The sequence below is a fragment of the Paenibacillus apiarius genome (assembly GCF_017052585.1).
GTDB classification, from domain to species: Bacteria; Bacillota; Bacilli; order Paenibacillales; family Paenibacillaceae; genus Paenibacillus_B; species Paenibacillus_B apiarius.
On sequence record NZ_JAFFHZ010000001.1, the window covers coordinates 2,585,954 to 2,611,690 of the forward strand.

At 47.1% G+C, this 25,737-nt stretch carries 21 protein-coding genes and 1 pseudogene; 18 read left to right on the plus strand and 4 right to left on the minus strand.

All coding sequences use genetic code 11. The annotated features are described in order from the left end of the window. Positions 1 to 87: 87 nt before the first annotated feature. The 7 genes and pseudogenes from JSQ80_RS11820 to JSQ80_RS11850 all read left to right on the plus strand — a co-directional run bounded on the left by JSQ80_RS11820 (position 88) and on the right by JSQ80_RS11850 (position 6,235). Positions 88 to 1,401 (plus strand): helix-turn-helix domain-containing protein, encoded by a 1,314-nt coding sequence (locus JSQ80_RS11820; protein WP_240463628.1) that lies wholly within the window; start codon positions 88 to 90, stop codon positions 1,399 to 1,401. 461 nt (positions 1,402 to 1,862) lie between these two features. Next, the gene (locus JSQ80_RS11825; protein WP_206095411.1) at positions 1,863 to 2,111 is read left to right on the plus strand and encodes an aspartyl-phosphate phosphatase Spo0E family protein; all 249 of its coding nucleotides are present in this window, start codon (positions 1,863 to 1,865) and stop codon (positions 2,109 to 2,111) included. Positions 2,112 to 2,217: 106 nt separating this feature from the next. Further along, positions 2,218 to 2,356: pseudogene (locus JSQ80_RS29995) on the plus strand (IS4 family transposase); the annotation flags it as partial. Positions 2,357 to 2,729: 373 nt separating this feature from the next. After that, on the plus strand, positions 2,730 to 3,161 hold the full coding sequence (locus tag JSQ80_RS11835) for a hypothetical protein (protein ID WP_206095412.1): 432 nt from the start codon (positions 2,730 to 2,732) through the stop codon (positions 3,159 to 3,161). Positions 3,162 to 3,300: 139 nt separating this feature from the next. Next, positions 3,301 to 4,266, plus strand: a complete 966-nt coding sequence (locus tag JSQ80_RS11840) for an ABC transporter permease (protein WP_206095413.1) — start codon at positions 3,301 to 3,303, stop codon at positions 4,264 to 4,266. Continuing rightward, positions 4,263 to 5,552, plus strand: a complete 1,290-nt coding sequence (locus JSQ80_RS11845) for a hypothetical protein (protein WP_206095414.1) — start codon at positions 4,263 to 4,265, stop codon at positions 5,550 to 5,552. The genes JSQ80_RS11840 and JSQ80_RS11845 overlap by 4 nt, the downstream gene beginning before the upstream one ends. Before the next feature lie 14 nt (positions 5,553 to 5,566). After that, complete coding sequence (locus tag JSQ80_RS11850; protein ID WP_206095415.1) at positions 5,567 to 6,235, plus strand: ABC transporter ATP-binding protein; 669 nt, start codon at positions 5,567 to 5,569, stop codon at positions 6,233 to 6,235. Between the two features lie 774 nt (positions 6,236 to 7,009). On the opposite strand, the gene JSQ80_RS11855 is transcribed toward JSQ80_RS11850, so the two are convergent. Further along, positions 7,010 to 7,465, minus strand: a complete 456-nt coding sequence (locus JSQ80_RS11855) for a hypothetical protein (RefSeq protein ID WP_206095416.1) — start codon at positions 7,463 to 7,465, stop codon at positions 7,010 to 7,012. 505 nt (positions 7,466 to 7,970) lie between these two features. On the opposite strand from JSQ80_RS11855, the gene JSQ80_RS11860 reads away from it, so the two are divergent. From JSQ80_RS11860 to JSQ80_RS11890, 7 genes are all read left to right on the plus strand, one after another. Beyond that, positions 7,971 to 8,996, plus strand: coding sequence for a LacI family DNA-binding transcriptional regulator (locus JSQ80_RS11860; protein WP_240464060.1), 1,026 nt, complete (start codon positions 7,971 to 7,973; stop codon positions 8,994 to 8,996). A gap of 94 nt (positions 8,997 to 9,090) precedes the next feature. Further along, the gene (locus tag JSQ80_RS11865) at positions 9,091 to 9,744 is read left to right on the plus strand and encodes a histidine phosphatase family protein (protein ID WP_206095418.1); all 654 of its coding nucleotides are present in this window, start codon (positions 9,091 to 9,093) and stop codon (positions 9,742 to 9,744) included. 38 nt (positions 9,745 to 9,782) lie between these two features. After that, positions 9,783 to 10,406, plus strand: coding sequence for a histidine phosphatase family protein (locus JSQ80_RS11870; RefSeq protein WP_206095419.1), 624 nt, complete (start codon positions 9,783 to 9,785; stop codon positions 10,404 to 10,406). 33 nt (positions 10,407 to 10,439) lie between these two features. Next, on the plus strand, positions 10,440 to 11,735 hold the full coding sequence (locus JSQ80_RS11875; protein WP_206095420.1) for an extracellular solute-binding protein: 1,296 nt from the start codon (positions 10,440 to 10,442) through the stop codon (positions 11,733 to 11,735). Positions 11,736 to 11,825: 90 nt separating this feature from the next. Beyond that, on the plus strand, positions 11,826 to 13,127 hold the full coding sequence (locus JSQ80_RS11880) for a carbohydrate ABC transporter permease (protein ID WP_272491119.1): 1,302 nt from the start codon (positions 11,826 to 11,828) through the stop codon (positions 13,125 to 13,127). Then, positions 13,127 to 13,969: a sugar ABC transporter permease gene (locus tag JSQ80_RS11885; protein ID WP_087434449.1), complete on the plus strand. Its 843-nt coding sequence runs from the start codon at positions 13,127 to 13,129 to the stop codon at positions 13,967 to 13,969. Before JSQ80_RS11880 ends, JSQ80_RS11885 begins: the two co-directional genes overlap by 1 nt. 40 nt (positions 13,970 to 14,009) lie before the next feature. After that, positions 14,010 to 14,726: an MgtC/SapB family protein gene (locus tag JSQ80_RS11890; RefSeq protein ID WP_206095421.1), complete on the plus strand. Its 717-nt coding sequence runs from the start codon at positions 14,010 to 14,012 to the stop codon at positions 14,724 to 14,726. A 62-nt stretch (positions 14,727 to 14,788) separates the two neighbouring features. Here JSQ80_RS11890 and JSQ80_RS11895 read toward each other — a convergent pair whose 3' ends face one another. Both JSQ80_RS11895 and clpP read right to left on the minus strand, forming a co-directional pair. Continuing rightward, on the minus strand, positions 14,789 to 15,823 hold the full coding sequence (locus JSQ80_RS11895; RefSeq protein ID WP_336245844.1) for a LacI family DNA-binding transcriptional regulator: 1,035 nt from the start codon (positions 15,821 to 15,823) through the stop codon (positions 14,789 to 14,791). Positions 15,824 to 16,038: 215 nt separating this feature from the next. Further along, entirely contained in the window at positions 16,039 to 16,620 is a 582-nt protein-coding gene (gene clpP, locus JSQ80_RS11900) for an ATP-dependent Clp endopeptidase proteolytic subunit ClpP (RefSeq protein WP_087434452.1), read from the minus strand. A gap of 314 nt (positions 16,621 to 16,934) precedes the next feature. Between clpP and JSQ80_RS11905 the strand changes: the two genes are divergently transcribed. From JSQ80_RS11905 to JSQ80_RS11915, 3 genes are all read left to right on the plus strand, one after another. Continuing rightward, positions 16,935 to 17,894, plus strand: coding sequence for an ABC transporter permease (locus JSQ80_RS11905; RefSeq protein ID WP_206095423.1), 960 nt, complete (start codon positions 16,935 to 16,937; stop codon positions 17,892 to 17,894). 84 nt (positions 17,895 to 17,978) lie between these two features. Next, positions 17,979 to 19,520: an extracellular solute-binding protein gene (locus tag JSQ80_RS11910; RefSeq protein WP_206095424.1), complete on the plus strand. Its 1,542-nt coding sequence runs from the start codon at positions 17,979 to 17,981 to the stop codon at positions 19,518 to 19,520. Between the two features lie 80 nt (positions 19,521 to 19,600). Continuing rightward, positions 19,601 to 20,476, plus strand: a complete 876-nt coding sequence (locus tag JSQ80_RS11915) for a carbohydrate ABC transporter permease (RefSeq protein ID WP_240463629.1) — start codon at positions 19,601 to 19,603, stop codon at positions 20,474 to 20,476. A gap of 145 nt (positions 20,477 to 20,621) precedes the next feature. Here JSQ80_RS11915 and JSQ80_RS11920 read toward each other — a convergent pair whose 3' ends face one another. After that, the gene (locus tag JSQ80_RS11920) at positions 20,622 to 22,964 is read right to left on the minus strand and encodes an AraC family transcriptional regulator (protein ID WP_206095425.1); all 2,343 of its coding nucleotides are present in this window, start codon (positions 22,962 to 22,964) and stop codon (positions 20,622 to 20,624) included. 121 nt (positions 22,965 to 23,085) lie between these two features. Between JSQ80_RS11920 and JSQ80_RS11925 the strand changes: the two genes are divergently transcribed. After that, the gene (locus tag JSQ80_RS11925; protein ID WP_240463630.1) at positions 23,086 to 25,146 is read left to right on the plus strand and encodes a heparinase II/III domain-containing protein; all 2,061 of its coding nucleotides are present in this window, start codon (positions 23,086 to 23,088) and stop codon (positions 25,144 to 25,146) included. The last annotated feature ends 591 nt before the right edge of the window (positions 25,147 to 25,737 follow it).

The window sequence follows — 25,737 nt, forward strand, 5'->3', positions numbered from 1 at the left end:
TGATGGGTTGAAAGCATATGGTTTTTGATGTGCTTATTGACCAGTGGACGTTTACAGAGATTGGGATTTATAGTAAGGTGTTAATAAATGAATAGGGAATATTTGTATGTAAAATGGGGCTCGAAAGAAGGTGATGATATGGGTTCTGAGCTGAGGCGCGTAGGTGAATTGATTCATGATTATCGGAAGAGGGCGGGCTTCACACTCCATCAGTTGTCAGCCCTCTCGGGCGTTCCAAAAGGAACAATTTCGAAAATCGAGAGAGGCGAAACGAAACATCCCGAATTAGACACCGTTCTGGCGTTATCATCTCCATTATCGATTTCATATGAAGATGTTGTGAATCATTACGTTGTAATGGAGAAACGAAAAAATATTTTGCACCATATGCTGTTAGAGGCCGTTCGGGTTAGCGACATGAATATCATTGCGAAGGTAGCCGCCCGTTTTCTAGAATGCGACGGTGTGGATAGTTATGACCTAGTAGAGGAACTCTACAACATAACCGGTTCGGTAACTGATGAAATGATCAAACTTGGTTTATTTGAACTTCTCTCGAAATATGCCAGAGAGCACGGAATACAACCTTTTGTGGCGAAAGCTTTATTCCAAAAGTACTTGATTGAACGAAATGATTTCAGCAAACTGGATCTTACTTTTCAAGCCGGAACATATTTATTACTTTACGTCAATTTTTTATCGGAAGAAGAGAAGGTACTGTTACATTTCAAACTAGGTTTTCATGCATACGCGCTGCAACTTTATGAGAAGTGTATCCATCTGTGTACTTATATCACCAAAGAGAATGATGGCGACCGTCTCACGAAAGCGCGTGCCCTACTCCTTATCTGCAATTCATACTACTATTTAGGCGAATACTTTATGGCTGAACAGTATCTATGTGAATGCAAAAAGTACCCTTTTCCCGAGATTCAAGAAAATATTAAGCTTAACGAGGCTGCAATACAAGGTAAAAAGGGAAATAGAGATCACGCAATATTGCAACTTAAAATATGTTTAGATCAATCCTCACCAAATACTGCGATTCATGTTATTAACGAACTTCTCGAACTATACCTCCAGAATAAAGATATCGAAGCAATAGAACACTTGATAGGAGATGAAACTCGAATACTGAACGCTGATTATCATACACCGTTTAAAAAATCAGAGTTGGCTTTATATTTTAAATTAAAAGCCGGTTACTTAATATTAAAAAAGCGATTTGAAGATGCAATTGATTGCTATATAAAGAGTGCAGTATATTACTCAGAAATAAGAGCTTATAGCGATTCAAATGAATGCTTTTATTTAGTGTTCAAATTGCTATCCAATGAAACAGTTAATGTATCAGTAACTGCTCAGTTAAAAGAAGCATATAATATGCTGCGTAAACTGTAATTACTGCAAAGGCGGTGATTGGTATGTACCAGAAAGTTCTGCAAATAGGGTTAATAATTACAACTTTGCTGTTTTGCGTATCACCTTTCATAAGTAATCAAGATAGGAATAACATTACGTTAGATAATAGTATTAACAAGTTCGGATATAGTTCTTTTTTTGGGGGCGATATTGGTGAGCCCGGCGGCTGGTGATAATATAAGATGTGCGAGGTGTAAGATCGAAACTCAATCGATCTTACATCTTTTTTTGTGCGTTTATGGTAAGTAACCTTCATTTTTTCTTTAAACTAATAATCAAAAAATGTCTAATTATTAGAATTAAAGTCGAAAAGTTTTAAAATATGAAAAATTTTAGAGAATATTGAAACATGTTTTAAATTGAATATATAAGTACTACTTCAAGTTAACTCTGATTTGCTTTTAAATTCGTTGTGAAGGGAGGGGGCCAATCCAATTTCGATGAATACGCAGGATGAAGAATTAGTACTTATACAAAAAGTTGAAGATTTACGTCAACGCTTGGTAAGAACAGTAGGTAGCATTAAAAGCTTTAATGATGAGTATGTTGTTGAACTTAGTCAGGAACTTGATTCATACGTGTTACAGCTTCAAAAAAAGAATTACTCTCTTAAACTAAAAGATAAGGGAAAGGCAGGACCTTTGTATCCTCCGTTCTATAGGAAATCAAAATTGGAAAATTTAGACTAAAAATCAATGGGATATAAAAGAATTTAAGGGGGTGATAGATGAATTAAGTAGCCAAATGTAAGGCTGGAAAATATGTTGAACTTTGGCGATTCATTTTTTCCATGTACGTAGTAAGACCGTAGAACTGTTAGCCAATGTCCATGATCACACGACCGGAAAGTATGTCCGGGGATTTCGTATGCTAACCCTAGGTTGATGGAAACATGTTTATCCCGCTACGCTTTTCGCTGCTCGTTCGGCTAAAAACAATCGTTCTTGTTTGTTCGTGACCGTCGCAACAAGCAACACTGCCTTGCGTTGTTGTCAAAGGATCTTGAGCTGCCTGATGAAGAGATCATTCGGATTTACAGTACCGTTCAAGAGGTACTGATTCTTACGGAAAAGAAATTTTCTAGAGCTTTTCGACAAGTTTATCTCCGTTTTTCCCGAGTATATCAAGGGTTTGTTAGCTAGGTATGAGAAAGTTGAGTTATATAATATTCATTTAATGTACTTCTTTGTGATAACATAGAATGTGTAGGGAATTATTGGAAAGAAGCATGTGTAGATGCTAACGTGCATCTAATCCGTAGTTAATATTTTTTTGTATCATATCAAAACTAGGGAGGTAACTTTTCTATGAAAATGAGTGTTAAATTAATGTTTGGAACAGCAGTATTGAGTCTCTCTCTTGTGGTTGCTGCAGTTCCTGGATTTGCCTCGACTTCACACCACAAGGTTTCGGGCGGCTGGAGTGAAACGGGAGGATATTATATCAATGTTCCTAGTGGTTTTGTTGGTACTTTAGCTTCTAGTTCTCCTGAGAAACATGAAGGTAAACGACTATCGCAAGAGATTACAGGCAGTGGTGACTACCGTTATGCGGCATATGGCGAAACTACATGGAAAGATACTTATCATTATACAACTGCTCGAATGGAAGATAATAAGGACAATGTTCGGTCGACAAGTGGGAGACAATGGGGTACCGGCTACACCACTGCACAGTCCCCTTGGTACACTCCTAAATTATTTGAATGGACACAAGCCCGAACTTATTGGGGAAATTAATTTTTAAACCGGCTAGAGGGCTGCTGCATGTGACTCGTTTACAAAGATAATTTGCTAGGAGGCTACTTTATCTCGAAGAAAAGGGAGATAAAGCAGCCTCTAGTATAATGCTTAATCTGTAGTGAAATGAGGAAAGCAGATGTTTACACTGAGAAGAAAAGATATTATTTTCACCTTGCTTTTTTTATGCCTTTATATAATTTGTTACCTTTTTCTAACTTATATCGATAAGCAAGAAAGGTTCAACGAATTGTCCAATGGATTCTATTCTAATCATCATGCTGTATTAATTAATAACGGTGATAACGATTGGGTCGAAACTGAGCTTTCACAATCCAGTTATCGACTGTTCATAGAATATAATGATACCTACCGCTTTTTTATAGATCATAGTAGTGATTGGTCCCCTCCAATCGAATCTGGTCGTTTTTTTAGTCATGAAGAAAAGAAGCCGGTAGCGGTTATTGGAAGGGAAATGTTAGAGTACTCCAAAGATAGTAACGGTGGGAAGCATATATCGTTTAATGGAGAAAGCTATGAAGTAATCGGAATTATGGGTGCATCATTCGCGAGTCCAGTTGACTATCTAATCTTGCTATATCAACCTGGTCAGACGCCTTTAACACCTGATATGCGAATTATTATTGATAGTGATCATAAATCAACGGTGACTGAAATCACCGAAAATCTAATCAAAAAATTTCCTATGATCACTCTGATTGAAAGTGCACAAAAAGGGCTATCGAGAACGGCAAATATCCCCTTTCTATATCGTTTGCTAATTTTTGAGTTTTATCTCCTTTTGTTCCTTAGTGCATTAGCATTTATACGGTATTGGTACGAATCAGAAAAGAAAAAGCTGTATATTTTATTCATTATGGGCATTTCGAAAAATAAAATTAATCAACAGTTATTCTTTAAAGTCTCCATGTATATTACTGTCCCGGGAGTTATGATGTGTTTATTCATTTCTATTTTTGATTCTGGATCATTTTTAAAACAACTGATAGGGATAGCCATTCTTTTCCTGATTAGCGCCTGCTCTTTGTTAAGCCTGTTTCTCAGAACTAATTCTTCATCAAAAGGTGGTGCAATCAGCAAATGATCCTAAACGAACTAAAAATTTTTTTAAAAAAGCATAAATTATTAACGATGATTCTTTATCTTCAGCTTACTTTATTTTTTATAATTATAGGAACCTTCATTTCTTTTATCGAACAGCTTAATTATGAAAGTAATGGTCTTCAACAAATCTATGAAGGAAAGTCCATCTATCAGTTACTTGATGGTTATTATGATGGTGAAGTGTACCAAGATTTTGTTAGCCAGCCGGGTTATCTCGAACGATTAAAAAACTATTACAATGAACTAAATAATACAAATGATTTTGAATATCTAGCTATGTTCAATCACCATATCCTATTAAACGATAATGGGCTACCTGATGAGTTTATTGAGGGTTATGAACAAGGCAACAGGAAGTACCAGACAAAGATAGAAAATGCTACATTTACCGCTGTTAAATCGTTTCAAATGAATAAGCAGGCACTTGACTTTTTTGGGTTAGTTGCAGCAGAAGGAACGATTTGGAGTGAACATGATTTTAAGGGGTTCGAGGATACTGTACCAGTATTGTTGGGAGCTTCTTATCGAAATGTGTTTCACATTGGCGATGAAACTACTATCAATTTCTATAATAAGTCATTTAATATCAAAATTATTGGGTTTTTAAAGGAAAACAGTAAGCTTTACTTTAATAATGATACGGAGTTTTACTTAGACAAATATATCCTACTTCCTTATAGAGAGTATGATAATAAGCCTATTTCAGAAGTAGATGAATTATTCCAACAAGCTAGCTATTTTGCTATGATCAACGGCTACATTGTAACAGACAATGACCCATCAAGTATCGAATCAATGATGCAGCGGATTAACGCGATTGCTCAAAAATCATCTATTGGAAGTTATTCTTTTATCGGTCTGAATCCACATATCCTAAAATACAGGGGTTTAATGACCGTTTTACAAGAAGATAAAACCTTAGTCCAAACTGTATTTCTCTCTACAGCTCTATTAAATTTAATTATTATAATTAGCATTTTATTTCTACAACAGAAAAAGAGATTATCATTTTTCGCAATTCATTATATCAATGGGGCTACTAAAGTTGGACTTATAAAAATGCAGTGGATCGAAATATTTAGTGTTATACTGGCTGCTTATTTAACAAGCTTCATTGTTTTAGATCAGATTCTTAAAATCGGTGATTTTAAGACACAGTTTATTATGTTTTTAATTTGTATCTCTATGAGTATTATCATTTGCCTGTTGCTGGCGATTAAGCTTTGGTTTCGCCCAATTATGAAAGATATAAATATCGGGGATTAAGGAGGTACAATACGATGATTGAACTCGTAGAAATAAAAAAAAGATTTATTGATGGGAAACAGTACACGAACATCTTAGAGAATGTAAATATTCATATCCATCAAGGAGAATCTATCGCTATTAAGGGTAAGAGCGGTTGTGGAAAATCTACTTTACTCAATATTTTAGCAGGCCTGCTTCCATTCGAAGAAGGTGACATGCTTTTTAACAGAACCAATATTTCACGGTTTACAGCAAAGCAACTGGCAGAATACAGAAGGAATCACGTGGCTTATATAACGCAAAAGTTCCACTTGCTAGATGATCGAAATGTTTTCGATAATATTGCACTACCACTGCAATATCTCAGGATACCTAGAGGAGAAATAAAAAGTAGGATTGAAGAAGTTCTACATGATTTGGATATGGAAAATCACATCAAAAAAGACATATCATCATTATCAGGTGGAGAACGTCAGCGAGTAGCAATAGCCCGTGCCATAGTTAAAAAACCTTCAATATTACTAGCTGATGAACCTACTGGTTCATTGGATGAGGTAACCGAAGAATCCATATTGAGGATATTCCATGCCCTTCATCAGAAAGGAATGACAATAGTGATCGTTACTCACGATGATACTGTTTCAAGTCATTGTCAACATATATATGAGCTTCACCATAAGAGACTGCATCTTGTGAGTTAGTCTGAGTCCGATAGTCAAGAATACATCTCGAGAACTTTTATTTATAGAAATCTCCTTTGTTGAGGCGTTTATTGATAACGCGAAAGTAACTCAACAACAGGAGATTTTTTTACTTTTTTCACGAAGCAATAGCAATTTTTATATACATGAATCAGTCAATTATTCATTAACGATCTATTCACTTATCGTCAGGATTATAGAACGGATCTACTTCATGTTAATAAACGGTTTTTTGTTTGTTTCAGTTTTGGTGTAACAAAAATCGATTTGTCTCATGGTACTCATCAGACTCTTATTCATATGTTTTTCATGTAATACGTAAAAATATAGCGTAAAATAAATTAACCCTTTTCATTTATGTTTTTCGATACAGGAATTACCAACAAGCGATTGCTCAAGCTTATTCGTAAAATTCCGGGGTAATGGAAGAAGACAGTGGGCGAATACGAGAAGATAATTAAATTATCGCCTCCAAGCATGAGATCATGTTCAATAGACGAGCATATTGTACAGGGCTGGCGCAACTACTCTATCAGCCAGACTGGCTTAGCTAAGCTGGATTGGGTATATCATATAACGATTCGCCCGATGATAGGCCAAGAAGAAGAGACAGCGAAAAGGCGGATGAGTTCGATGCAAAGAGTACGGCACTTAGTTAAACAATATGGATTAAAAGGCTGCTATAATCTGTATGCATATGTATGACGAATATCGGAAGCTGGATAAGGGAAACCTCGCGTATGGTTTGAAGAGGAGGGGCTAAAAAAAGTCCTTTTACTCTGGGCTTACTTTATTCAGTATGTCCTTTATTTTATCTAAATCAAAATTATTTTCTATTTCATAATAATTAATTATATCATTTTTATCCCTGTAATTAATTATTGTTATTTGACTTTTATCGTCGCTCAGAGCCAACAGATACCTTCTTTCACCTTGTACTCTTACATCTATCCAAATTTCTTTATCAGTAGTATTTTTACCTCTCTTCAAATTCATTTCAGATAATATCTCCAAAATTCGGTTGATATCCTTTTTGTCTTTTGTGATTATTTCATTCTCGTTAGAGGAAAAATAAAATTCTAAAGATGAAACTTCTTTGTCTTCTATATTATCCATAATTGATTTCTTAAAAGTAGTACTAGGCTCCATTAAGTTTTGAATATCCTGAAAATTTAAGATAATGACCGTACCAATTAGTATACAAGCACATATAATTAAACGACGTATCATAAAAAACCTCCATAGCTTGTAACGAAATGATATTCCCCCTCTTCAAGGCCGGCTAGTATTTTTGCGGGAAGGTACCTTGAATAGTTCGATACGGCAGTATAAAAATCCTTTGGAAAAGACCAGTTAACCAGGTAATAATTCCGTTCTTAGCCTTACTTGTTATTGTTTATGGTTTTAATCAGCCATGAGCTGAATATATCTGACTGTTCCACATAAAAGCCTCCTTTCTATATATATTTAAGGAGATTTTTATTTATAACTAACAATTAAATGTATGAATTCCTATGATGTAGAATTGTTTCATCATATATGCAACAGAAACATGACTTGTTTCAGAGAAAGAGGGACGTTTCTCATTTGTTTTTCACGGAATACATAAAAATATAGCCTGAAATAAATTAACCCTTTTCATTTATGTTGATGTGTGGTTTAATGTTTATGAAACATGTTTCAGTAATTTCAGATTTTTGTTTCATGGTAATATAGGGGGTATTTCGTGGCCAATATGAAGGATGTCGCCAAATTGGCTGGTGTATCTCCAGCAACTGTATCAAGAGTATTGTCGAATAAAGGAAACACATCGCAAGAAACAAGGGCGAAAGTCCACATGGCGATACGGGAGACCAATTATGTGCCTCCTGGGAACGCCAAGACTCCGTCAACCAACAGCAGGACCATATGCTTAACCATCGCAAGGAATTCGATGGACATTTTCGGGAACCCGTTCTTTGACAGCGTGCTATATGGGTTATCGAGCGCAGTCGAACAGCATAACATGGATTTGCAGTTTGCAGTGTTTCACTGTGTAGAGCGGCAGATACAGAAATGCTTGCGATTGTACAAAGAAAAGAAGGTAGATGGATTCATATTGACCGGGGTGTTGTCGGCCGACAAGGAACAGCTGTTGAAAGCGCTTCATAAGGAGTATATTCCCTTCGTGCTGATCGGACGCACGTTCCATCACGACGTGTTCTCCGTCCATAATGATAACATGCGGGACGGATACATGGCGGCCAGACATCTGATTGAAGCAGGGTACCGGAAGATCGTCGTATTTACGCAAGATACGAAGCTGGACGTGTTCGGAGCGCGAATTTCCGGTTATAGGCAAGCCGTGCAGCAATTCGGATTGGATGCCGGCCCGCAACGCATCGTCCAGGTTGGTTCGGAAGAAGACGACATTATGGAAGCGCTGCAACGTCTGCTGGAGGAAGGGATTGCTTTCGACAGCGTCATGGCGACAGACAGCGTGGTGTCGCTCAGCGTGCTGAAGTTCTGCCAGCTTAAAGGGCTGCGCGTGCCGGAAGATGTGGGGATTATCGGATTCAACGACGCGCCATACTTGGTCAAAGTATCTCCTACGCTAAGCTGCGTGGAGATGAACGGGGCCAGCTTGGGAGCGGAGGCATTTCATCTATTGAACGAGCTTATCGATCAGCCTCAAGCGATGAGTCTCAAAAAAAATGTAACGCTGCCATCAGAGCTCGTGATTCGCCAATCGACCGGCAGGATCGAATCCAAGGATAAATAAGACAAAGACACAACAGGCATAAGAACATAGACGCTGCGCGGCAGTACCTGCAGGAGTCACAATTCAAGCAACGGAAGTGAACAAGGGAGCGATTATGGAACTGTATCTTGTGCGGCACGGGCAGTCGGTCGGCAATACGATGCCGGACCGGGATATGCCTGATTCGCCGCTAACCGAGCGCGGACTCGCGCAAGCCGGGCGCGTGGGGATGTATTTGCGAGACAGAGGGATTGCCGGCATATTTGCCAGTCCATTAATTCGGGCGCTGCAGTCGGCGCAGCCTCTGGCTCAACTGCTTCAATTACCGGTTCAAGTACGGAAGGAATTATACGAAGTGAGGGAGGGCGGCCAGTACATAGGGCCTTCGCTGCAATCGTTATCGGAATGCGTCCCGGAGGCGGCGTTCCAAAATACGATGGAGAAAGACGGATGGGTGTATCCGGGAGGAGACAATCACGAGATCGTCGTGCAGCGTGCGCGCGAAATGCTGCGGCAGCTAAACATGTGCGGCGAGGAGCGGATCGCGGTGTTCTGCCATGGGAATTTTAACGAGTATTTGATACGTGAGGCGTTAGGTATCGCTTCTTCGGCGCATATTCGGTTTCCCCAAGCGAATACGGGCGTTACCCATATCATCTTCCGCGAACATGCAACAGAGCTAATCAAGCTGAATGATACGACTCACCTTGAAGCCGGTCAACTATCCGATCAACAGAGCAGCGTGAATACAAAGAGAGCTGCCCGCTAAGCGGATGATGATTTCAATGAAGAGGAGAACATTTTATTATGCACTTATATGTAATTCGACATGCGCAATCGACGATGAATATCGGACAGGGAGGCGGACCGAACTGCAACTTATCGGAAATAGGACGCTGGCAGGCGGATCAACTTCCGCCCTTGTTCGGGAATATTCCGTTACAGGCCATCTTCTGCAGCCCGCTGCGCAGAGTGATTCAGACGGCAACGCCGCTTGCGGAGGCCAAAGGCTTGGATATCGTGCTCATTCCCGAAATGTCTGAAATCTTCAATGAGGAATGGAAAGATTACCGCGATTATGAGTGGGAAAGCTGCGGGCAGGTGCTGGCTGAATTCCCGCATGCGCAATTTGCGGATTACCAAGATGTAAACCAAAAGTGGTGGCCGGCTTGGCCGGAAAATCACGCAATCGTTCGAAAGCGCGTACAAAAGTTTGTCGACGCGAAGCTCAAGGCTTATTACGGGACGGATGCGCACATTGCCGTATTCGGGCATGGCCAGACAACCGCCGATATGAAACAAATCGCCAATCCAGGCGACACGTACCCTGTCTACAATGCAGGTGTTGTGCACTTTATTCTTGATTCCGAAGGCCAATGCGAATCGGTAACGTTGCATAAAGACCACCTCGGTCAGCACGTCTACGAATAATAACGACGTTCATTTCAAGGGGGACAACTCATCATGGCTAAGAAAATGGTATTGCTGCTGCTCTCATTGACGGTCATCTTGTCGCTTACGGCTTGCGGCCCGAAGCGTGACGCTGAACAAGCGAAGCCAAATGCGGACGCGAAGCAGCAACAACAGGAAGGCGACATGCCGCCAAAACCGGACAAGCTGAAAGTGTGGGGGGCGGAAAATGAGCCGGAATTAAAATCGTTGCGGGCCATTACGGCGAAGTTCACGGAGAAGACCGGCATTGCGGTCGAGGTTGTTCCATTCAACCCGCGCCAACAAGCGAAAGCCTTTTCACTCGATGGCCCTTCTGGCCGTGGTCCCGATCTATGGAGCGCCACGCATAACTCGATGGGCCGCAATGTTCTGCAAGGCCTGGCTGAACCATTCCAAATCAGCGCGGAGCAAATTAGCCAGTACTCGCCAGAAGCCATTCAAGCCGTTACGGTCGATGGCCAAATCTACAATCTGCCGATGGTTGTCGAAACGACAGCGTTGTTCTACAACAAGGAGCTGATGCCGAAAGCTCCGGAGACATGGGCCGAGCTTGAAAAATTCGCGCTGGAGTTTACGGATGCATCGCAAGATAAATACGGCTTCCTATTTGATGCAACGAACTTTTATTACTCTAACATGTTCCTGCAAGGCAATGGCGGTTACATTTTCGGATACAACAAGGATAAGGGCTATGATGTCGATGATATCGGATTGAATAATGAAGGCTCCGTAACAGGTGCAGAGCTTGTGAAGTCATGGTTTGAAAAAGGACTGATCCCGGCGTCGATCAATGGGGACGTGCTCGATGGCCTGTTCAAGGAAGGGAAAGCCGCCGCCGTCATCTCGGTTCCATCGTCGATCAAGAACTACGAGGATGCGCTGGGAGACAAGCTGGGCGCCGTTCCGCTGCCGAAGCTGGATAACGGGCAACGTCCTCCTTCCTTCCTCGGAGTGAAGGGTCTGGTGCTGTCTCCGTTCTCCGACCATAAAGAATGGGCTACCGAGCTGGCATTGTTCATTACGAACGATGAGAACGGGGCGAGCCATTTCCAAGCTGCCGGTGAAATCCCGGCGCGCCCCGGCATTCTGGAGAGCGATCTTGTCAGGAAGCATCCGTATTTCTCGGCGGTTGCGGAGCAAGCGAAATTCGCTACGCCGACACCGAACAATCCGGAAATCTCTCAAACGTGGGAGCCTATGAAAAATGCGCTTGTCTTCTTGGCAAAGGGACAGAACACCAAGGAAGTATTGGATGAAGCTGTCGTGCAAATTAAAGAACAAATCGCCATCAATAACGCAAGCAAATAGGACGGAAGCAGTCGGATGGGGATACTTCTGCCGTATCCCCATCCGCATCATGGATGCTTCAAGGGATACACATTAGGAGGCTTGATTAGATTGGGAGAACTACATGCGCGAACCGACAAGCCGCAAATAAGCGCACATCATCCAAATTTGGCGATGCTGCTGTCCATCATTCCGGGATTGGGGCAAATCTATAACCGAAGATATATCAAAGGAACTCTCTTTTTCGTTTTGTTTTTATCATTTTTGGGAGCTTTTTCCGACTTTTTGAATATTGGTTACTGGGGGTTATATACGCTGGGGACGATTCAAGGGGTTGATGATTCCCGGTCGCTTCTCATTCAAGGCATTATCTCGGTTATATTGACGGTGTTTCTCATCGGGTTCTATTGGATCAACCTGACCGATGCGCGGAAGGAAGCCTGCAAGATTCGCGAAGGCTGGAAGATTACCTCCATGCATGAAGGCTTCAAGCAGGCATGGGATAAAGGGGTTCCGTATGTGCTTGTCGGGCCGGGGATCTTCATGATTATTTTCGTGCTTATTTTGCCGCTACTGTTCATGGTTTCATTGGCATTTACGAATTACAACATATATAACTCGCCGCCCCGCTTTCTGCTGGATTGGGTGGGGCTCGACAACTTCAAAAATATTTTTGCCGTGCCGATATGGCGCAATACGTTCTTCTCTGTCCTCTCGTGGACGATCGTGTGGACGTTTGTGGCGACGACGCTGCAAATTTCGCTGGCGCTGTTTTTGGCGGTCGTCGTTAACGACAAGCGCGTCAAATTCAAAAAGTTTATTCGGACGATGCTCATTTTGCCGTGGGCGGTGCCCGCATTCGTCTCCATTCTCGTATTCGCCGCGATGTTCAACGACCAATTCGGAGCCATTAACCGGCAAATACTGGCGCCGTTCGGCTTGGCGATTCCATGGATGTCTGATCCGCTATGGACGAAAGTCGCGATTATTATCGTGCAGGTATGGCTTGGCTTCAGCTTCGTGTTCGCTTTGTTTACAGGCGTGCTGCAAAGTATTTCAAGTGACTGGTATGAGGCAGCCGAAGTCGATGGCGCAACCAAATGGCAAAGATTCCGCTTCATTACGCTGCCGCACGTCCTGTTCGCGACCGCGCCGCTGCTCATTATGCAGTATACGGGCAATTTCAATAACTTCAACTTGATTTACTTGTTCAACCAAGGCGGGCCTCCGGTTCGCGGGCAGACGGCAGGTTCGACGGATATCGTTATCTCGTGGGTATACAAGCTTACCTTTGAAACATTGAATTATAACATGGCTGCGGTCATTTCCATCATCCTTGGTCTGATTGTGGCAACAGTCGCCTTTTTCCAATTCAGGAGGACTCGTTCGTTCAAGGAGGAGGGTAACGTCTAATGGGTGCGAAATGGAAATCAAGACTGGAGCTTACCGGGATTTATGCGTTCATTCTGTTCATGTTTATCGTCATTATGTATCCGCTTTTATGGGCTTTGGGTGTCTCTCTGAATCCGGGCACAAGCTTGTACAGCGCCAAGATCATTCCTGAAAATTGGTCGTTGGAGCATTATTCGTGGCTGTTCACGGACCCGAATAGTCAATACATGCTGTGGTACAAAAATACCCTCATCGTAGCCAGCTGGAAAACCGTATTGTCGCTCATCGTGACGACGTTTTTAGCGTATGCGTTCTCGCGGTACAACTTCAAAGGGCGCAAGCATGGCTTATACGCGATTTTGCTGATCAAAATGTTCCCGGTGCTTATGGGGATGGTTGCCTTATATATTTTGCTGAACATTTTGGGGCTGCTGGACACGCTCGCGGGCTTAATCTTGATTTACGTCGGGTCGTCGATACCGATGCATGCGTTTTTGATCAAAGGTTATTTCGACACGATTCCGCGTGACTTGGATGAATCTGCGAAAATTGACGGCGCGGGCCATTTTCGAATTTTCTTTCAAATTATTTTGCCGCTGGCAAAACCGATCTTGGCTGTCGTGGCCTTGTTTAATTTCATGACGCCGTTTATGGATTTCTTGCTGCCGCGCATCGTGATCCGCAGCTCGGAAAACTATACGCTTGCCGTTGGTTTGTTTAACCTGGTCAATCAAGAATTCAGCAACAACTTCACTCGTTTTGCCGCGGGATCGATGCTGATTGCGATTCCGATCGCTGCCGTATTCCTGTTCCTGCAGCGATTCCTCATTTCCGGCTTGACGGCGGGCGCGACGAAAACGTAATTGAACTTGGCATTGGGAGCGGCGAGGGAGGGGGAGATGAATGACAAGCCCTTGGATTGTGGATCCAGCGAGCATAGGCTTGCGGCTGATTCTCTCGCTTGTGCTCGGAGGCATTATCGGATTCGAACGAGAGATGAACCAGCATGCCGCCGGATTCCGCACCAATATATTGGTATGCATCGGTTCTACGCTCATTATGCTGCTGTCTGTCTATGGCTTCAACGCCTTCGTCGATGAACCGAATGTCCGGATCGATCCGGCCCGTCTTGCTGCACAGGTCATTAGCGGCATCGGGTTTCTCGGCGCAGGAACGATCATTCGTACGGGAACCTCGGTAAAGGGGTTGACGACAGCGGCTACGCTATGGGTGATGGCTGCGATCGGCTTGGCGGTAGGCGCCGGTTTTTATTTTCCGGCAATCCTGACGTGCGGGCTCGTATTCGCCTCTTTGCAAGTGTTGAACAAGGTGGAGCTTCGGTATGTAGCGGTGAATAAAGCGCATTCGATTCACCTGATTACCACTGGCGCAGCCGGGGCGCTAGGCACGATATCGGAGCAATTGCTCAGCGCGCGGATAGAGATTAAGAAATTGAATGTGGAAGATGGCATAATAGACGCCGCTGCAGCCTGGGGAGAGAAAGAAACGCTGCCGTTGCACATTGCGATGACGGTCGTGATTCCGAAGAAAATGCCGCTTGGCGAGTTTGCCGAGCTGCTGAAAGCAATACCGGGTGTGAAGGCAGTCAAGGTTGATTGAATTGCCGCGGCAATAGATGATGACGCCGGAGTATCATATCCCGGCGTCTTTCTCATCAAATATTAGGTTTTCGACAGACTGTTTCTTCGCTGTGTGGATTGCCGCACGATTAGCTCTGAAGGCAGAGTGACCGTTTTGTTCTTGTTGATGCGCTCGGGGTCGTCCAGCAGCTCGATCAGCAGTTCAAGCGCTTCTAAACCGAGGTGCTCCCCTCTAATCGTGGTACAGCTAATCGATGGCGATATTTTATTGAGGAATGCCGCGTCATTGAAGCCGATAATGCCGACATCTTCCGGCACGCGCAGGTTGCGTTCGCGGCAGTATTTCAGCACGCCGAGCGCCATGACGCTGTCGGCTGCGATGATCGCATCGAATCCTTTTCCGCCGGAGGTATACCGATCCAGAGCCTCCATCATGTGCGCTTCTTCCGATCCGAACAAGATAACGCTGTCGTCACCCGATTCCAAGCCATTGTTGTGCAGCGCCTGCTTATATCCCGCGATCCGATCGCGCACGACATCCAAATCCAAGCTTTCGGTCAAAAAAAGAATGTGCCGATATCCTTCGTCAATTAAGTGCTGCGCGGTAACGTATCCGTCACGAAAATTATCGCTATGGATGCAAAAGATGTTATGCTGCAGACTGCGTCCGATCATGACAAAAGGGACGGAATGCTGTTGCAGGCTTTGAATCAGCGTGCTTTTATCCGCCGACAGCACTCCTGACAAAATAAAGCCGTCCACTCTTTTATCTTTAAACAATTTCAAACATTTTTCGACTTGTTGTTCAACAGAGCGAAACGTTGAAATTTGCAAATCGTATCCGTATGTTTGGGTAGCGTTAGATAAACCTAGAAGCACATTGGCATAGTATGGATTGCCGAAAATTTCACCCGGATCGCGCGCAATCGTGTAGCATATGGTTCGAGGTCCGGCTGCGGGGAACCTTTGCTGTATATGTTGAGTGGGCACGTATCCCAGCTCTTGTATCGCCTTTGCCACTTTTTCGTTCACTTCGGAGGATGTGTTCCCCTTGCCTGTAAGCACCCGCGATACGGTCGCTGGCGAAACACCCGCTACACGCGCTATATCTCTCACCGTTGGCAAGTTCCCACCTCCTATTCTGCAAGGAAATTATCATTGAAGCATCTCTATTATTTAAGCACATATTGTAATACGGTGAAAGCGGATAGAAGGTCCATTGATATTTCAGCATACAGCAAACAAAAAGCTGCCGTCTGCGACGATACGCAACACGAGCAGCTTATTTATGTTCATTTTGCTGTGATGAAGGATGAAGCCGATGCGGCCAATTAAACGCTGCCGAGCACTTTGTCGACCAGGCCGTATTCCAGCGCTTCCTCCGCCGACATGAAGTAATCGCGATCGGTATCTCTCTCGATTCGTTCGAGCGGCTGACCTGTGCGATCCGCCAATATTTGATTCAGCTTGTCGCGCATCTTCAGGATGCGGCGGGCCCGGATTTCAATATCCGACGCTTGCCCTTCGGCGCCGCCGAGCGGCTGGTGAATCATGATTTCGCTATTCGGCAGCGCAAATCGCTTGCCCTTCGCTCCGGCATTCAGCAGGAATGCGCCCATGGAAGCGGCCATGCCTACGCAAATGGTAGAGACGTCCGGCTTGATGTGCTGAATCGTATCGAAGATGGCCATGCCGGCCGAGATGGAGCCGCCTGGACTGTTGATATACAGATGAATGTCTTTCTCCGGGTCGTCAGCAGCCAAGAAGAGCAGCTGTGCGATAATCGAATTCGCCACTACGTCATTGACTTGAGTTCCAAGAAAGATAATGCGGTCTTTCAGCAGTCTGGAATAAATGTCATAGGATCGTTCTCCTCGATTCGTCTGTTCGACAACTACAGGTACGTAACTCACGATAATCCCTCCTCAGCTTCCTTAACTAGAATATTAACCAAATCCTGGACCGTTAAACGTAAGTCCGATCCAATGAATTACGAGCTATAGCCATATCATAACGAATTTTTTTTAAAAAGTCAAAGATGGTCAAACTATTTTTTATTTACGAATCACGGGCAAATGTGTTTCTATTAACGAAAAAATATAGGCTGGCCTATGTTATCATTTTTTGCACTGCATTTTTAATGGCACAAAAAATGAGCATCAAAAAGTGAACGTTTCCATGCCATGAGCCTGTGACCTAAAATGGGGACACAAAGGAGGTGACGTCAATGTCAGCAAGAGCATCCTCTTACACTCCGGACATTCAGGCAAGAGGGAACGGAAGATGGAGACGCATAGGCAAGGTGTTTTGGAACGAGAGGTTTCTGTGGCTGATGGCCCTGCCAGGCCTATTGTTTTTTATTGTGTATAAGTATCTTCCGATGCTTGGTGTAGCAATCGCCTTCAAGGATTACAATTTGATGCTCGGCATTTGGGACAGCAAGTGGGTGGGCCTGAAGCATTTCTACCGCATATTCGAAAATCCGGATATCGGCCGCATTTTTTTGAATACGCTCATTATTAGCTTCTATCAAATTGTATTCGCTTTCACGATTCCGATCTTCTTGGCGATTATGATTCATGAGGTATCCAAAAGGTCGTTCAAGCGCGTGCTGCAGACCGTCTTCTACATGCCTCACTTCCTGTCTTGGGTGGTCGTGGCCGGTATCTTCTACCTGATGTTCCAAAGCGACGGCGCCGTGAACAACCTGTTGCTGGATATGGGCTTATCGAAAATCGATATTTTGTCCAATTCGGACAACTTCCGGTTCATGCTGGTGCTGCAGGTGATCTGGAAGGAGTCGGGCTGGGGCACGATCATTTACTTGGCGGCGCTCTCCAGCATCGATATGGAGCTGTATGAAGCGGCGAAGATGGATGGTGCCGGACGGCTGCGCCAGATATGGAACATCACGCTGCCGGGCATACGCAGCACGATTGTCGTCCTGTTCATTTTGCGGCTGGGCAGTGTGCTGGATGTCGGCTTCGAGCAGATCTTCCTGATGCTGAACCCGTCCGTCAGGGACGTCGGGGAGGTCATCGAGACGTATGTCTATCAAGCGGGGGTCGTCAACGGCAACTTCAGCTTCTCGACGGCGGTGGGGCTGCTGAAAGGCTTGATTGGGCTGATTATGATTTTCGGCGCCAACAAGCTGGCGAAACGCATGGGGGAGCGCGGCGTATTCTAAAGCCGGTTGCTTCCGCAATTTGTAAGTGCTTACATCATAGAATGCCCATCATGATTTTACAATGAACCTAGGGAGGATGTAATCATGAAATTACCGGGTAAAAAAGTGTTGTCTCTCATCTTGGCATGTACAATGGCGGCCAGCCTGCTGGCGGCTTGCGGCAATGGAGGAGGCGCCAAGGAATCGAATGCGGGCGGAGGTCAGAGCGCGGGCGAGGACGGCAAGAAATACAGTGTCTCGGCGATGAATATTTTGTTCGGCGCGGCGCCTCCGACAACGAACAGCACGGGCATTAAGGCGATTGAGGACAGATACGGCATTGAATTCAAATATATTCCGGTGGCCGCTGGCGATTACACAAATAAGGTCGGCGTGACAGTAGCATCGGGCGACATGCCCGATTTGATGCTGATGGAAGACCCGAACGCCAATTACTTCAACTGGGCGGGCAGCGGCATGTTTTTGCCCATCGAAGACTACATCAAGGATTATCCCAATCTGAGCAAGATTCCGCAGGAAATCTGGGACATGCTGACGTATGAAGGGCATATTTACGGCGTTCCGCGTCTGCGCGGCATTCCGTTCCACGCGATGGTCATTCGTCAAGATTGGCTCGACAAGCTGGGCTTGAAGATGCCTGCCAATTACGATGAGCTGTATGAAGTAATGAAGGCGTTCACGCTGAACGATCCAGACGGGAATGGGAAGAAAGATACGTATGGCTTTGCGTTGGATGGCACGTTCAGCGGCTTCAACGGCCTGTTCGGTTCATACCGGGCGCTCCGGTTCGGCTGGTTCGAGGATGGGCAAGGCGGCATCACGCATGGGTACATGATGCCGAACGCGAAGGATGCGGTGGCATTCCTGGCGAGAGGTTATAAGGATGGCCTGTTCAGCCCGGACTATACGATCAAGAAAGGCACGCAGGCCGACGAGGACTTCTTGACCGGCAAAGCGGGCATTATCGGCAACTGGGCGTACACCGCCTTCAGCAAAGCCCGCTTCGACAAGGCTTACAGCGTCAACAAAGATTTTCGCGTCGCATCGGTTCCGCCGCTGACGGGCCCGGACGGCTATAAAGGCTATGGGAAGTATCACGGTTTCTATGGGTTCTTCGTTATGCCGGCAAGCCTTGGCAAAGACGAAGATAAGGTGAAGAAGCTGCTCTCCATCCTGGACGATCAGATCGGTGACGAGGGCGCCGAGTTCATGAAGTGGGGCGTGGAGAATGAGCATCATAAGCAGGAGAACGGACAGAACGTCCTGACCGACAAAGGCTTGATCGAAGGCACAGGCAAATATGTGCTTACCAACCATGCGGCAGAGGGAGAATGGATATATAACCCGGACGATTGGGACGAATTGAAGAAAATGAAGGATGAGAACTTCAAAGTCGCGATGGAAGGCGAACCGTACAGCGATCAGTCGATCGGCCTCTTCTCGCCGACATACAGCGAAAAAGGAAAAGAGCTGGATCAATTCCTGACGGACCAAGTGAACAAGATCATTCTTGGCGAACGCCCGGTTGACGATTACGACAAGATCATCCAGGAGTGGAAAGGCAGAGGCGGAGAGCAGATCATTAAGGAATTCAACGAGGCTTACCAGAAGCGGAAGCAGGGCTGATGGAACAGGCTAGGCAATAGTCCGTTGCCGCCGTGCGCAATGCTTGAACCGGCGCGGCGGCAGGAAAGGAGTGAGCATCATTGTTACAGCGCATGAGGAGCGGGGATCGGTGGTTTAACGCCATCAACATGACTTTGCTTACTGTTTTGGCCGTGGTCACGATACTTCCGATTATTCACGTATTCGCGATGTCGTTCGCAACGACGGAGGAATCGCTGTCAGGCCGGTTCATCCTCTGGCCGTCGACATGGACGACCGAGGCATACCGTTACATCTTTGATACGGGCGTATTCTTCATTTCCTTGAAAAACACGGTGTGGCTGACCGTTATCGGGACGCTCATCAATGTCATCCTGACCGCACTGCTGGCCTATGTGTGCTCTAGACCGCAGTTCAGCGCCCGGCGCGTCATTATGTTCCTGGTGCTGTTCACGATGCTGTTCGGCGGCGGCATGATTCCGACGTACTTGGTGGTCAAGGGCACCGGGCTGATTAACTCCCTGTGGGCGCTTGTCCTTCCGGGAGCGATCTCCGCCTTTAACATGCTCGTTATGCGGGATTTCTTCGAATCGTTGCCGGAGAGCGTCATCGAGTCGGCCCGAATCGACGGCTGCGGAGATCTGCGGATATTGGGGCACATCGTATTCCCGTTGTCGCTGCCCATTCTGGCTACGTTCACTTTGTTTTATGCGGTGGGCAACTGGAATCAATATTTTTCGGCGATTTTGTATTTGAACGATCCGGACAAATGGCCCTTGCAAATTTTATTGCGGCAAGTGGTGCTCGTCGGTCAAGCCGACATCTTTTCCAATCTGGATCCGAACGTGCCGCTCCCGCCTTCGGTATCGATTCAGATGGCGACGGTCGTGCTGGCTTCGTTCCCGATCGTCGTGCTTTACCCGTTCCTGCAGCGTTATTTTGTGCAAGGGTTGACGCTCGGCGCGGTAAAAGGATAGTGATGAGCGAAGCAGCAGGCGTTCTCAGGTAACGTCTGCTGCTTATTGGCTTGGATGCGGGAGGCGCTGCGAACGCTGGAAGAACTCCGGCAGGGGGCCGTCCCGGCAGCCTGTGCAAGCCAGTGTCCGGTATCCGGATATTCGGCTATTTCTCTGACATCTGTTTGCGATATTGCCCCGGTGTCGTTCCGGTCGTTTTCTTGAATGTGCGGATAAAGTTCTGGACCGACGTGTAGCGGAGCTTCTCGGCAATGTCCTGAATGCGCATATCAGTCTGGAGCAGCATGTCCTTCGCCCGATCGATGCGGTACGTAATGACATAGTCCACGAAGTTGCGGCCGGTATGCTTCTTGAACAGCCGGCTGACCTGGAATGTATTCAAGCCGATGGCGTCTGCGCATTGCTGCAGCGAAATGTCTTGATCGTAGTGCTCATGGATGTAGGTGACGATGCGCCCGATCAGCTCCGTGTGCTTCGGATGAGCCTGTTCGTCAAGCGCCGCCTTCAGACGTTGGAACACCTCCGTCAGGAAGAAGGCTTCCACATCGCCTAATGTCTGCTGCGCGGACAAGGTGCTGAGCAGCAGACGCTGCAGCTCCGGCTTGAATTCCATGCCGTGATGCTGCTGCATGCAGCGCAGAATAGAGCCGAGCAGCTGGGAGAAGAAGCCGTGCACCGAATCTACGGAGAAGACGGCGCCTTCCTTCAGGCCCTCCATGAGATGAATGAATTCGGCCTGCGCCGGCTCGAGCTTCGCAGCTTTTAAGCCATCCAGAATCTTATAGGTGGACTCTGCAATATCCTCCAGCTGGATGCTCATGGCAGGGTCCAGCTCATGGATGAAGATGGCCTGGTCTTCGTGCAGCACGAACCGGTAACGTGAAGCTTGTTCCGCTTGCTTGTAGGCATCAGGCAGCCCGCCGAGTCCTTGCAGCGAATAGGAGACGGACAAGGTGACGGTTAGTTGCAGATACGTCTCAATGGCATGCAGCAGGTCGGCGCTGGCTTGCTTCAGCACCTCCGGCTCCAGCGGTGTCTGATTGGCAATAAAAACGGCGAATTGCCCCGGCTTCATCATGAGCGAGTGCGCTTGGCCATAACGATCCGCCAGCTCAAGCGCCATGTTCTCGACGGCGAAGTAGAGCAAATATTGATCATCATGCGGATATTTGGCATGCAGCTTCCATGTATCAAAGGTGAGCAGCATGATGGCGATATAGGAGGCATTTTGGCCGTATTGGATGTCGGCGCGCGCCTCATGCTCTTGAATGCTGCCGAGCAAATATTGATGCAGCGTATGCTGCTCCATCTTGTCGCGATAGCGGATCAGGCTGGTTTCGAGCTGCTGGTTTTCGCGTATTATCGTTTCGATGGCCCGGTGTGCTTGCTCCATTTCATTGCATCGTTCCTGGCCAGCCGGTTGATCGGATGAACGGAGCGGCTGAATGGCCTGAGTCAGCTTGCGGACCGGTCGGTACAAGTTCGTTGCGGCGCGCAGAGACAGAAATGCGGCGATGGCAACGAAGCTTAACGAAATGCCGATGGTCAGCCACTGCACCCGGTTCGCGCTCCGGTTCAGCTCGGCTTCCGAGATCGCGGATATGTAGTACCAATCCTGATTCCGGGAAGGGAGAACGCTCAGAACGGAAGAGACTCCATTCAGCCGGGTGCGAATCTGTGCCAACGGCTCGGCGGTCTTGATCTGCTCCAAGTTGTCGAGGCTGATTGCTTTGCCGATCTGCTTGCGGTCGGTATCCAAAATGATCTGGCCATGCCCGTTTACCACGAAGAGGGAGAGTGTGGAATACGTATTTTTTGCCGACATCTGATTGCCGAGCGTATCGGCATCGAGATAAGCGATAATGGCACCGGTAATCGACTTCTTCTCGGTGGAATCCTCGGCTACGGGCCGGATCAGCGTCAATACGTTCCGGTCGATGCGCTTGTTGGCCGGAATGCTGGTGCGCGTGTCGATCCACACGCCTTGCAGCGAGATGCGTCTGGCCATGTCCAACGCGAGCGGGTCGCGGAACTCTTCCTCGCTCAGCAAGTGATTGTCCGAGGTCAATATGCGCGCGGACTGGAAGGAATAAAAATCGAGCTCGATGACATGCTCCATGCCGCTGCGGATGTTAACGAGCACGTTCTGAAGCTGCCGCACCACTTCAGGGTGGCGCGCGGACAGCTCCTTCATCGCGAATTGGGCCAGTATGCCGGGATAGGAGCGTTTATCGGAATATGTGTATTGAAGCAGGAGCTCGTCGATTTTTTTTATCTGGTCGTTCATCTTGCTCTGGGCGTGCCGGAGCAGAGTCGTATTATACAGAGTGGCTTGCTCCCGTATCGTAGAAGTGAGGACATTCGAGATGGTCAGCCCCAATACGAGTACGGGAATGGTCGCCAATAGCAGCATGGAAATGAGCATCTTTTGTTTATGATGGACAGGACGCAGCAGATGGGAGACTTTTTTGGTCATGGCGGCAAGCAACGGGCGGCCCCTCCTAACATGATCTAGAAGATGTTGGGGTAAATATGCTTTAGTATAGCACAAATGTAAGCGCTTGCGTTTAATTCCAATGCAAATCAAATGATAATAAGGAGAGGATTATATGCTGGTTGAACGGTATAGTCTGGACCTGCTACGAGAGAAGCTGATTCCATCCGCTCGATTTGAGCCATTTCCTAAGGCGGCATGCCGGGAAAGCTGGTTGCGGCTGCCCGGTGATATCCGGGCGTACTGGATTGCGCAGGGAGAGATGTTTTTTCATGCAGAGTGGCCTATGCTGCCGGCTTCGTTGTACATGGATTACGTCCGTACAGGCAATCGCACGCGATACCAGGAGGTCCATTTTGCGCGCCGCAAGGCGTTGGTCCGCCTCGTCTTGGCCGAGAGCATGGAATACGATGGGCGCTTTCTCGACGATATCGTGAACGGCATCTGGGCAATATGCGAGGAGAGCACGTGGTGCTGGCCGGCTCATTTAAGCGATATTAAGCGCGGGGAGGTCTGGGCGTTGCCCGATATCGACGAACCGGTCATCGACTTGGGGGCGGGGGAGACGGCTGCGCTGGTGGCTTGGGCGTACTATTTGCTGCGGGAAGCGCTGGATGCTCATTGTCCGCAGCTAGGCAAGCGCGTCCGCCGGGAGCTTCATGCGCGAATGATAGATTCGTACGAGCGGGAGGATGGTTACTGGTGGATGTCCTTCCAGCCTGACATGCTCGTCAACAATTGGAATCCGTGGTGCAATTCCAACTGTCTGGCTGTGCTGCTGCTTATCGAGGAGGATGAGGGCCGCCGCGTCTCCCTCGTCCACAAGGCGCTTCGCAGCTTGGACCGCTTTATCGCTTCCTATGAAGAGGATGGCGGATGCGATGAAGGGCCGGCTTATTGGAGCCGCGCGGCTGCATCGCTTTACGATGCCCTGCAATTGCTGCATAGCGCGACAGGCGGAATCGTATCCGTGTTCGATGATGTGAAAATTAAGAACATGGCCAACTATATTTTGCATATGCACATTGGCGGAGATGCGTATGTGAACTTTGCCGATTCTGCCGCGAAGCTCGCGGTTCCGGCCGGATTAATCGCTCAATTCGGACATGCCATCGGGGATACGCGATTGCGGGCGTTCGGGCAGCATGCATATCGGCAGCAGCGGGAGTACCGCTACTGGGAAAGGGAGGAAATCCCGAGCCTGCAGCGGATGGTGTCCGAGCTCTTCTCGATGCCGGAAGCCGATGGGAGCGAGTCGAGGTTGGAGCTGCCGCTTGATATATGGATGGCTGGCGTGGAGGTGATGGCGGCGCGGGAGCGGGGGAACGGGCAAGGCTGGTTCCTTGCGGCCAAGGGCGGTCATAATGGAGAAAGCCATAATCATAACGATATTGGCAGCTTCATCGTGTATGCCGACGGCAGTCCGCTATGGATCGATGCAGGGGTCGGCACATATACGGCGAAGACGTTCAGCCCGGATCGCTATTCGATCTGGACGATGCAGTCCGGCTATCACAACGTTCCGTCCGTGAACGGAATCGAGCAAGCGGCGGGCAGTCAATATCGAGCCGGTTATGTCCGTCATGAAGCAGACGGTGAGGTGTCCCGTCTTGCCATGGACATTGCTTCGGCCTATCCCGCCGCTTCCGGCATACGTCAATGGACACGCACGTATACGCTGCATCGGGAGTCAGACTGTGATGCCCGCACCGGGGAGTGCAGGGGAAGTGAGGCTGCAAGCGCCCCGCCGTACGCCATGCTTGAACGAGAGGGAACTGCTGCAAGCGCCCAACCGTACGCCGTGCCTGAACGAGAGGAAGAGACTGTACGCGCCTCGGCTCAGAATGCGCAGGAGCAGGGTGTCGGTATCCCATCCCATATCGTTTTGGAAGAGGCGGTGGAGCTTGCCGAGCCGAGCCGGAACGTGGTGCTGAACTGGATGTGCGCTCATGAACCGCACGTACTGGCCGGGACCATTGTGCTGCATCATGAAGCGGGCAGAGGGAAGGCGCGCATGTCTTACGACGAGACGTTGTGGGATATCCGGGTGGAGCCGATTGCATTGGAAGACGAGAGGCTGCGCGCCGCATGGGGCGACACGCTCTATCGTCTGATCATGTCCGCGCGGCGTCCGATACATGCGGAGAGCTGGCAGTTCGTGCTGAAGCGGGCGTAGGATTTCACTAAAGTGCGAAGTCGTCACTGAACAGACCAGGCCGGATTCGGGTTGTCATCATGCGCCGTTGGGCTGCGAGGACGGATTTCCGCCTCCCTTGGACAACTGCTGAACTGCAAATGTGCATCTGTTTTCGGGATATAGAGGACTTTTAGGCAATTGAACTGCAAAAGTACAGCAGATTTCTTGATTCAAGCCATTTTGGTAGTTTCAGGGTGATTTTAGCTGTAGATTTGCATTTCGTTGGGTGAAAAAAAGAAAAATAATAAATTAAGATGTACATTTGCAGTTCGTAGCGCTCGAAATCGGTTACGAGTGTGCGAGATTAGGGAGGAACTGCTCGAATCAGCTATTCGATTAGGCTGCTATAGAAAGCACGTGCCTTCGAACATCTGAGTTCTGAACAATAGGAGAGAATGAGGAGCGATTGGGATACGCGCGTGAGTTTTGCAGAGTCGCCTTCTGCCAGAATGGTATAATTGAAAAAAACACCCTTCTCCGTCCCCCTATGCGTAAGGAGAGGATCAAGATGCTTTCGACTTATGTAGCCTATATACGTACGAATGCTTCATATCAAGGCACCAAGAAGAT

What these genes read in the sequence shown, in the direction of transcription:
- JSQ80_RS11820 (WP_240463628.1), top strand. Translation starts at nt 88, where the DNA reads ATGAATAGGGAATATTTGTATGTAAAATGGGGCTCGAAAGAAGGTGAT.
- JSQ80_RS11825 (WP_206095411.1), top strand. Translation starts at nt 1,863, where the DNA reads ATGAATACGCAGGATGAAGAATTAGTACTTATACAAAAAGTTGAAGAT.
- JSQ80_RS11835 (WP_206095412.1), top strand. Translation starts at nt 2,730, where the DNA reads ATGAAAATGAGTGTTAAATTAATGTTTGGAACAGCAGTATTGAGTCTC.
- JSQ80_RS11840 (WP_206095413.1), top strand. Translation starts at nt 3,301, where the DNA reads ATGTTTACACTGAGAAGAAAAGATATTATTTTCACCTTGCTTTTTTTA.
- JSQ80_RS11845 (WP_206095414.1), top strand. Translation starts at nt 4,263, where the DNA reads ATGATCCTAAACGAACTAAAAATTTTTTTAAAAAAGCATAAATTATTA.
- JSQ80_RS11850 (WP_206095415.1), top strand. Translation starts at nt 5,567, where the DNA reads ATGATTGAACTCGTAGAAATAAAAAAAAGATTTATTGATGGGAAACAG.
- JSQ80_RS11855 (WP_206095416.1), bottom strand. Translation starts at nt 7,465, where the DNA reads ATGATACGTCGTTTAATTATATGTGCTTGTATACTAATTGGTACGGTC.
- JSQ80_RS11860 (WP_240464060.1), top strand. Translation starts at nt 7,971, where the DNA reads ATGAAGGATGTCGCCAAATTGGCTGGTGTATCTCCAGCAACTGTATCA.
- JSQ80_RS11865 (WP_206095418.1), top strand. Translation starts at nt 9,091, where the DNA reads ATGGAACTGTATCTTGTGCGGCACGGGCAGTCGGTCGGCAATACGATG.
- JSQ80_RS11870 (WP_206095419.1), top strand. Translation starts at nt 9,783, where the DNA reads ATGCACTTATATGTAATTCGACATGCGCAATCGACGATGAATATCGGA.
- JSQ80_RS11875 (WP_206095420.1), top strand. Translation starts at nt 10,440, where the DNA reads ATGGCTAAGAAAATGGTATTGCTGCTGCTCTCATTGACGGTCATCTTG.
- JSQ80_RS11885 (WP_087434449.1), top strand. Translation starts at nt 13,127, where the DNA reads ATGGGTGCGAAATGGAAATCAAGACTGGAGCTTACCGGGATTTATGCG.
- JSQ80_RS11890 (WP_206095421.1), top strand. Translation starts at nt 14,010, where the DNA reads ATGACAAGCCCTTGGATTGTGGATCCAGCGAGCATAGGCTTGCGGCTG.
- JSQ80_RS11905 (WP_206095423.1), top strand. Translation starts at nt 16,935, where the DNA reads ATGTCAGCAAGAGCATCCTCTTACACTCCGGACATTCAGGCAAGAGGG.
- JSQ80_RS11910 (WP_206095424.1), top strand. Translation starts at nt 17,979, where the DNA reads ATGAAATTACCGGGTAAAAAAGTGTTGTCTCTCATCTTGGCATGTACA.
- JSQ80_RS11925 (WP_240463630.1), top strand. Translation starts at nt 23,086, where the DNA reads ATGCTGGTTGAACGGTATAGTCTGGACCTGCTACGAGAGAAGCTGATT.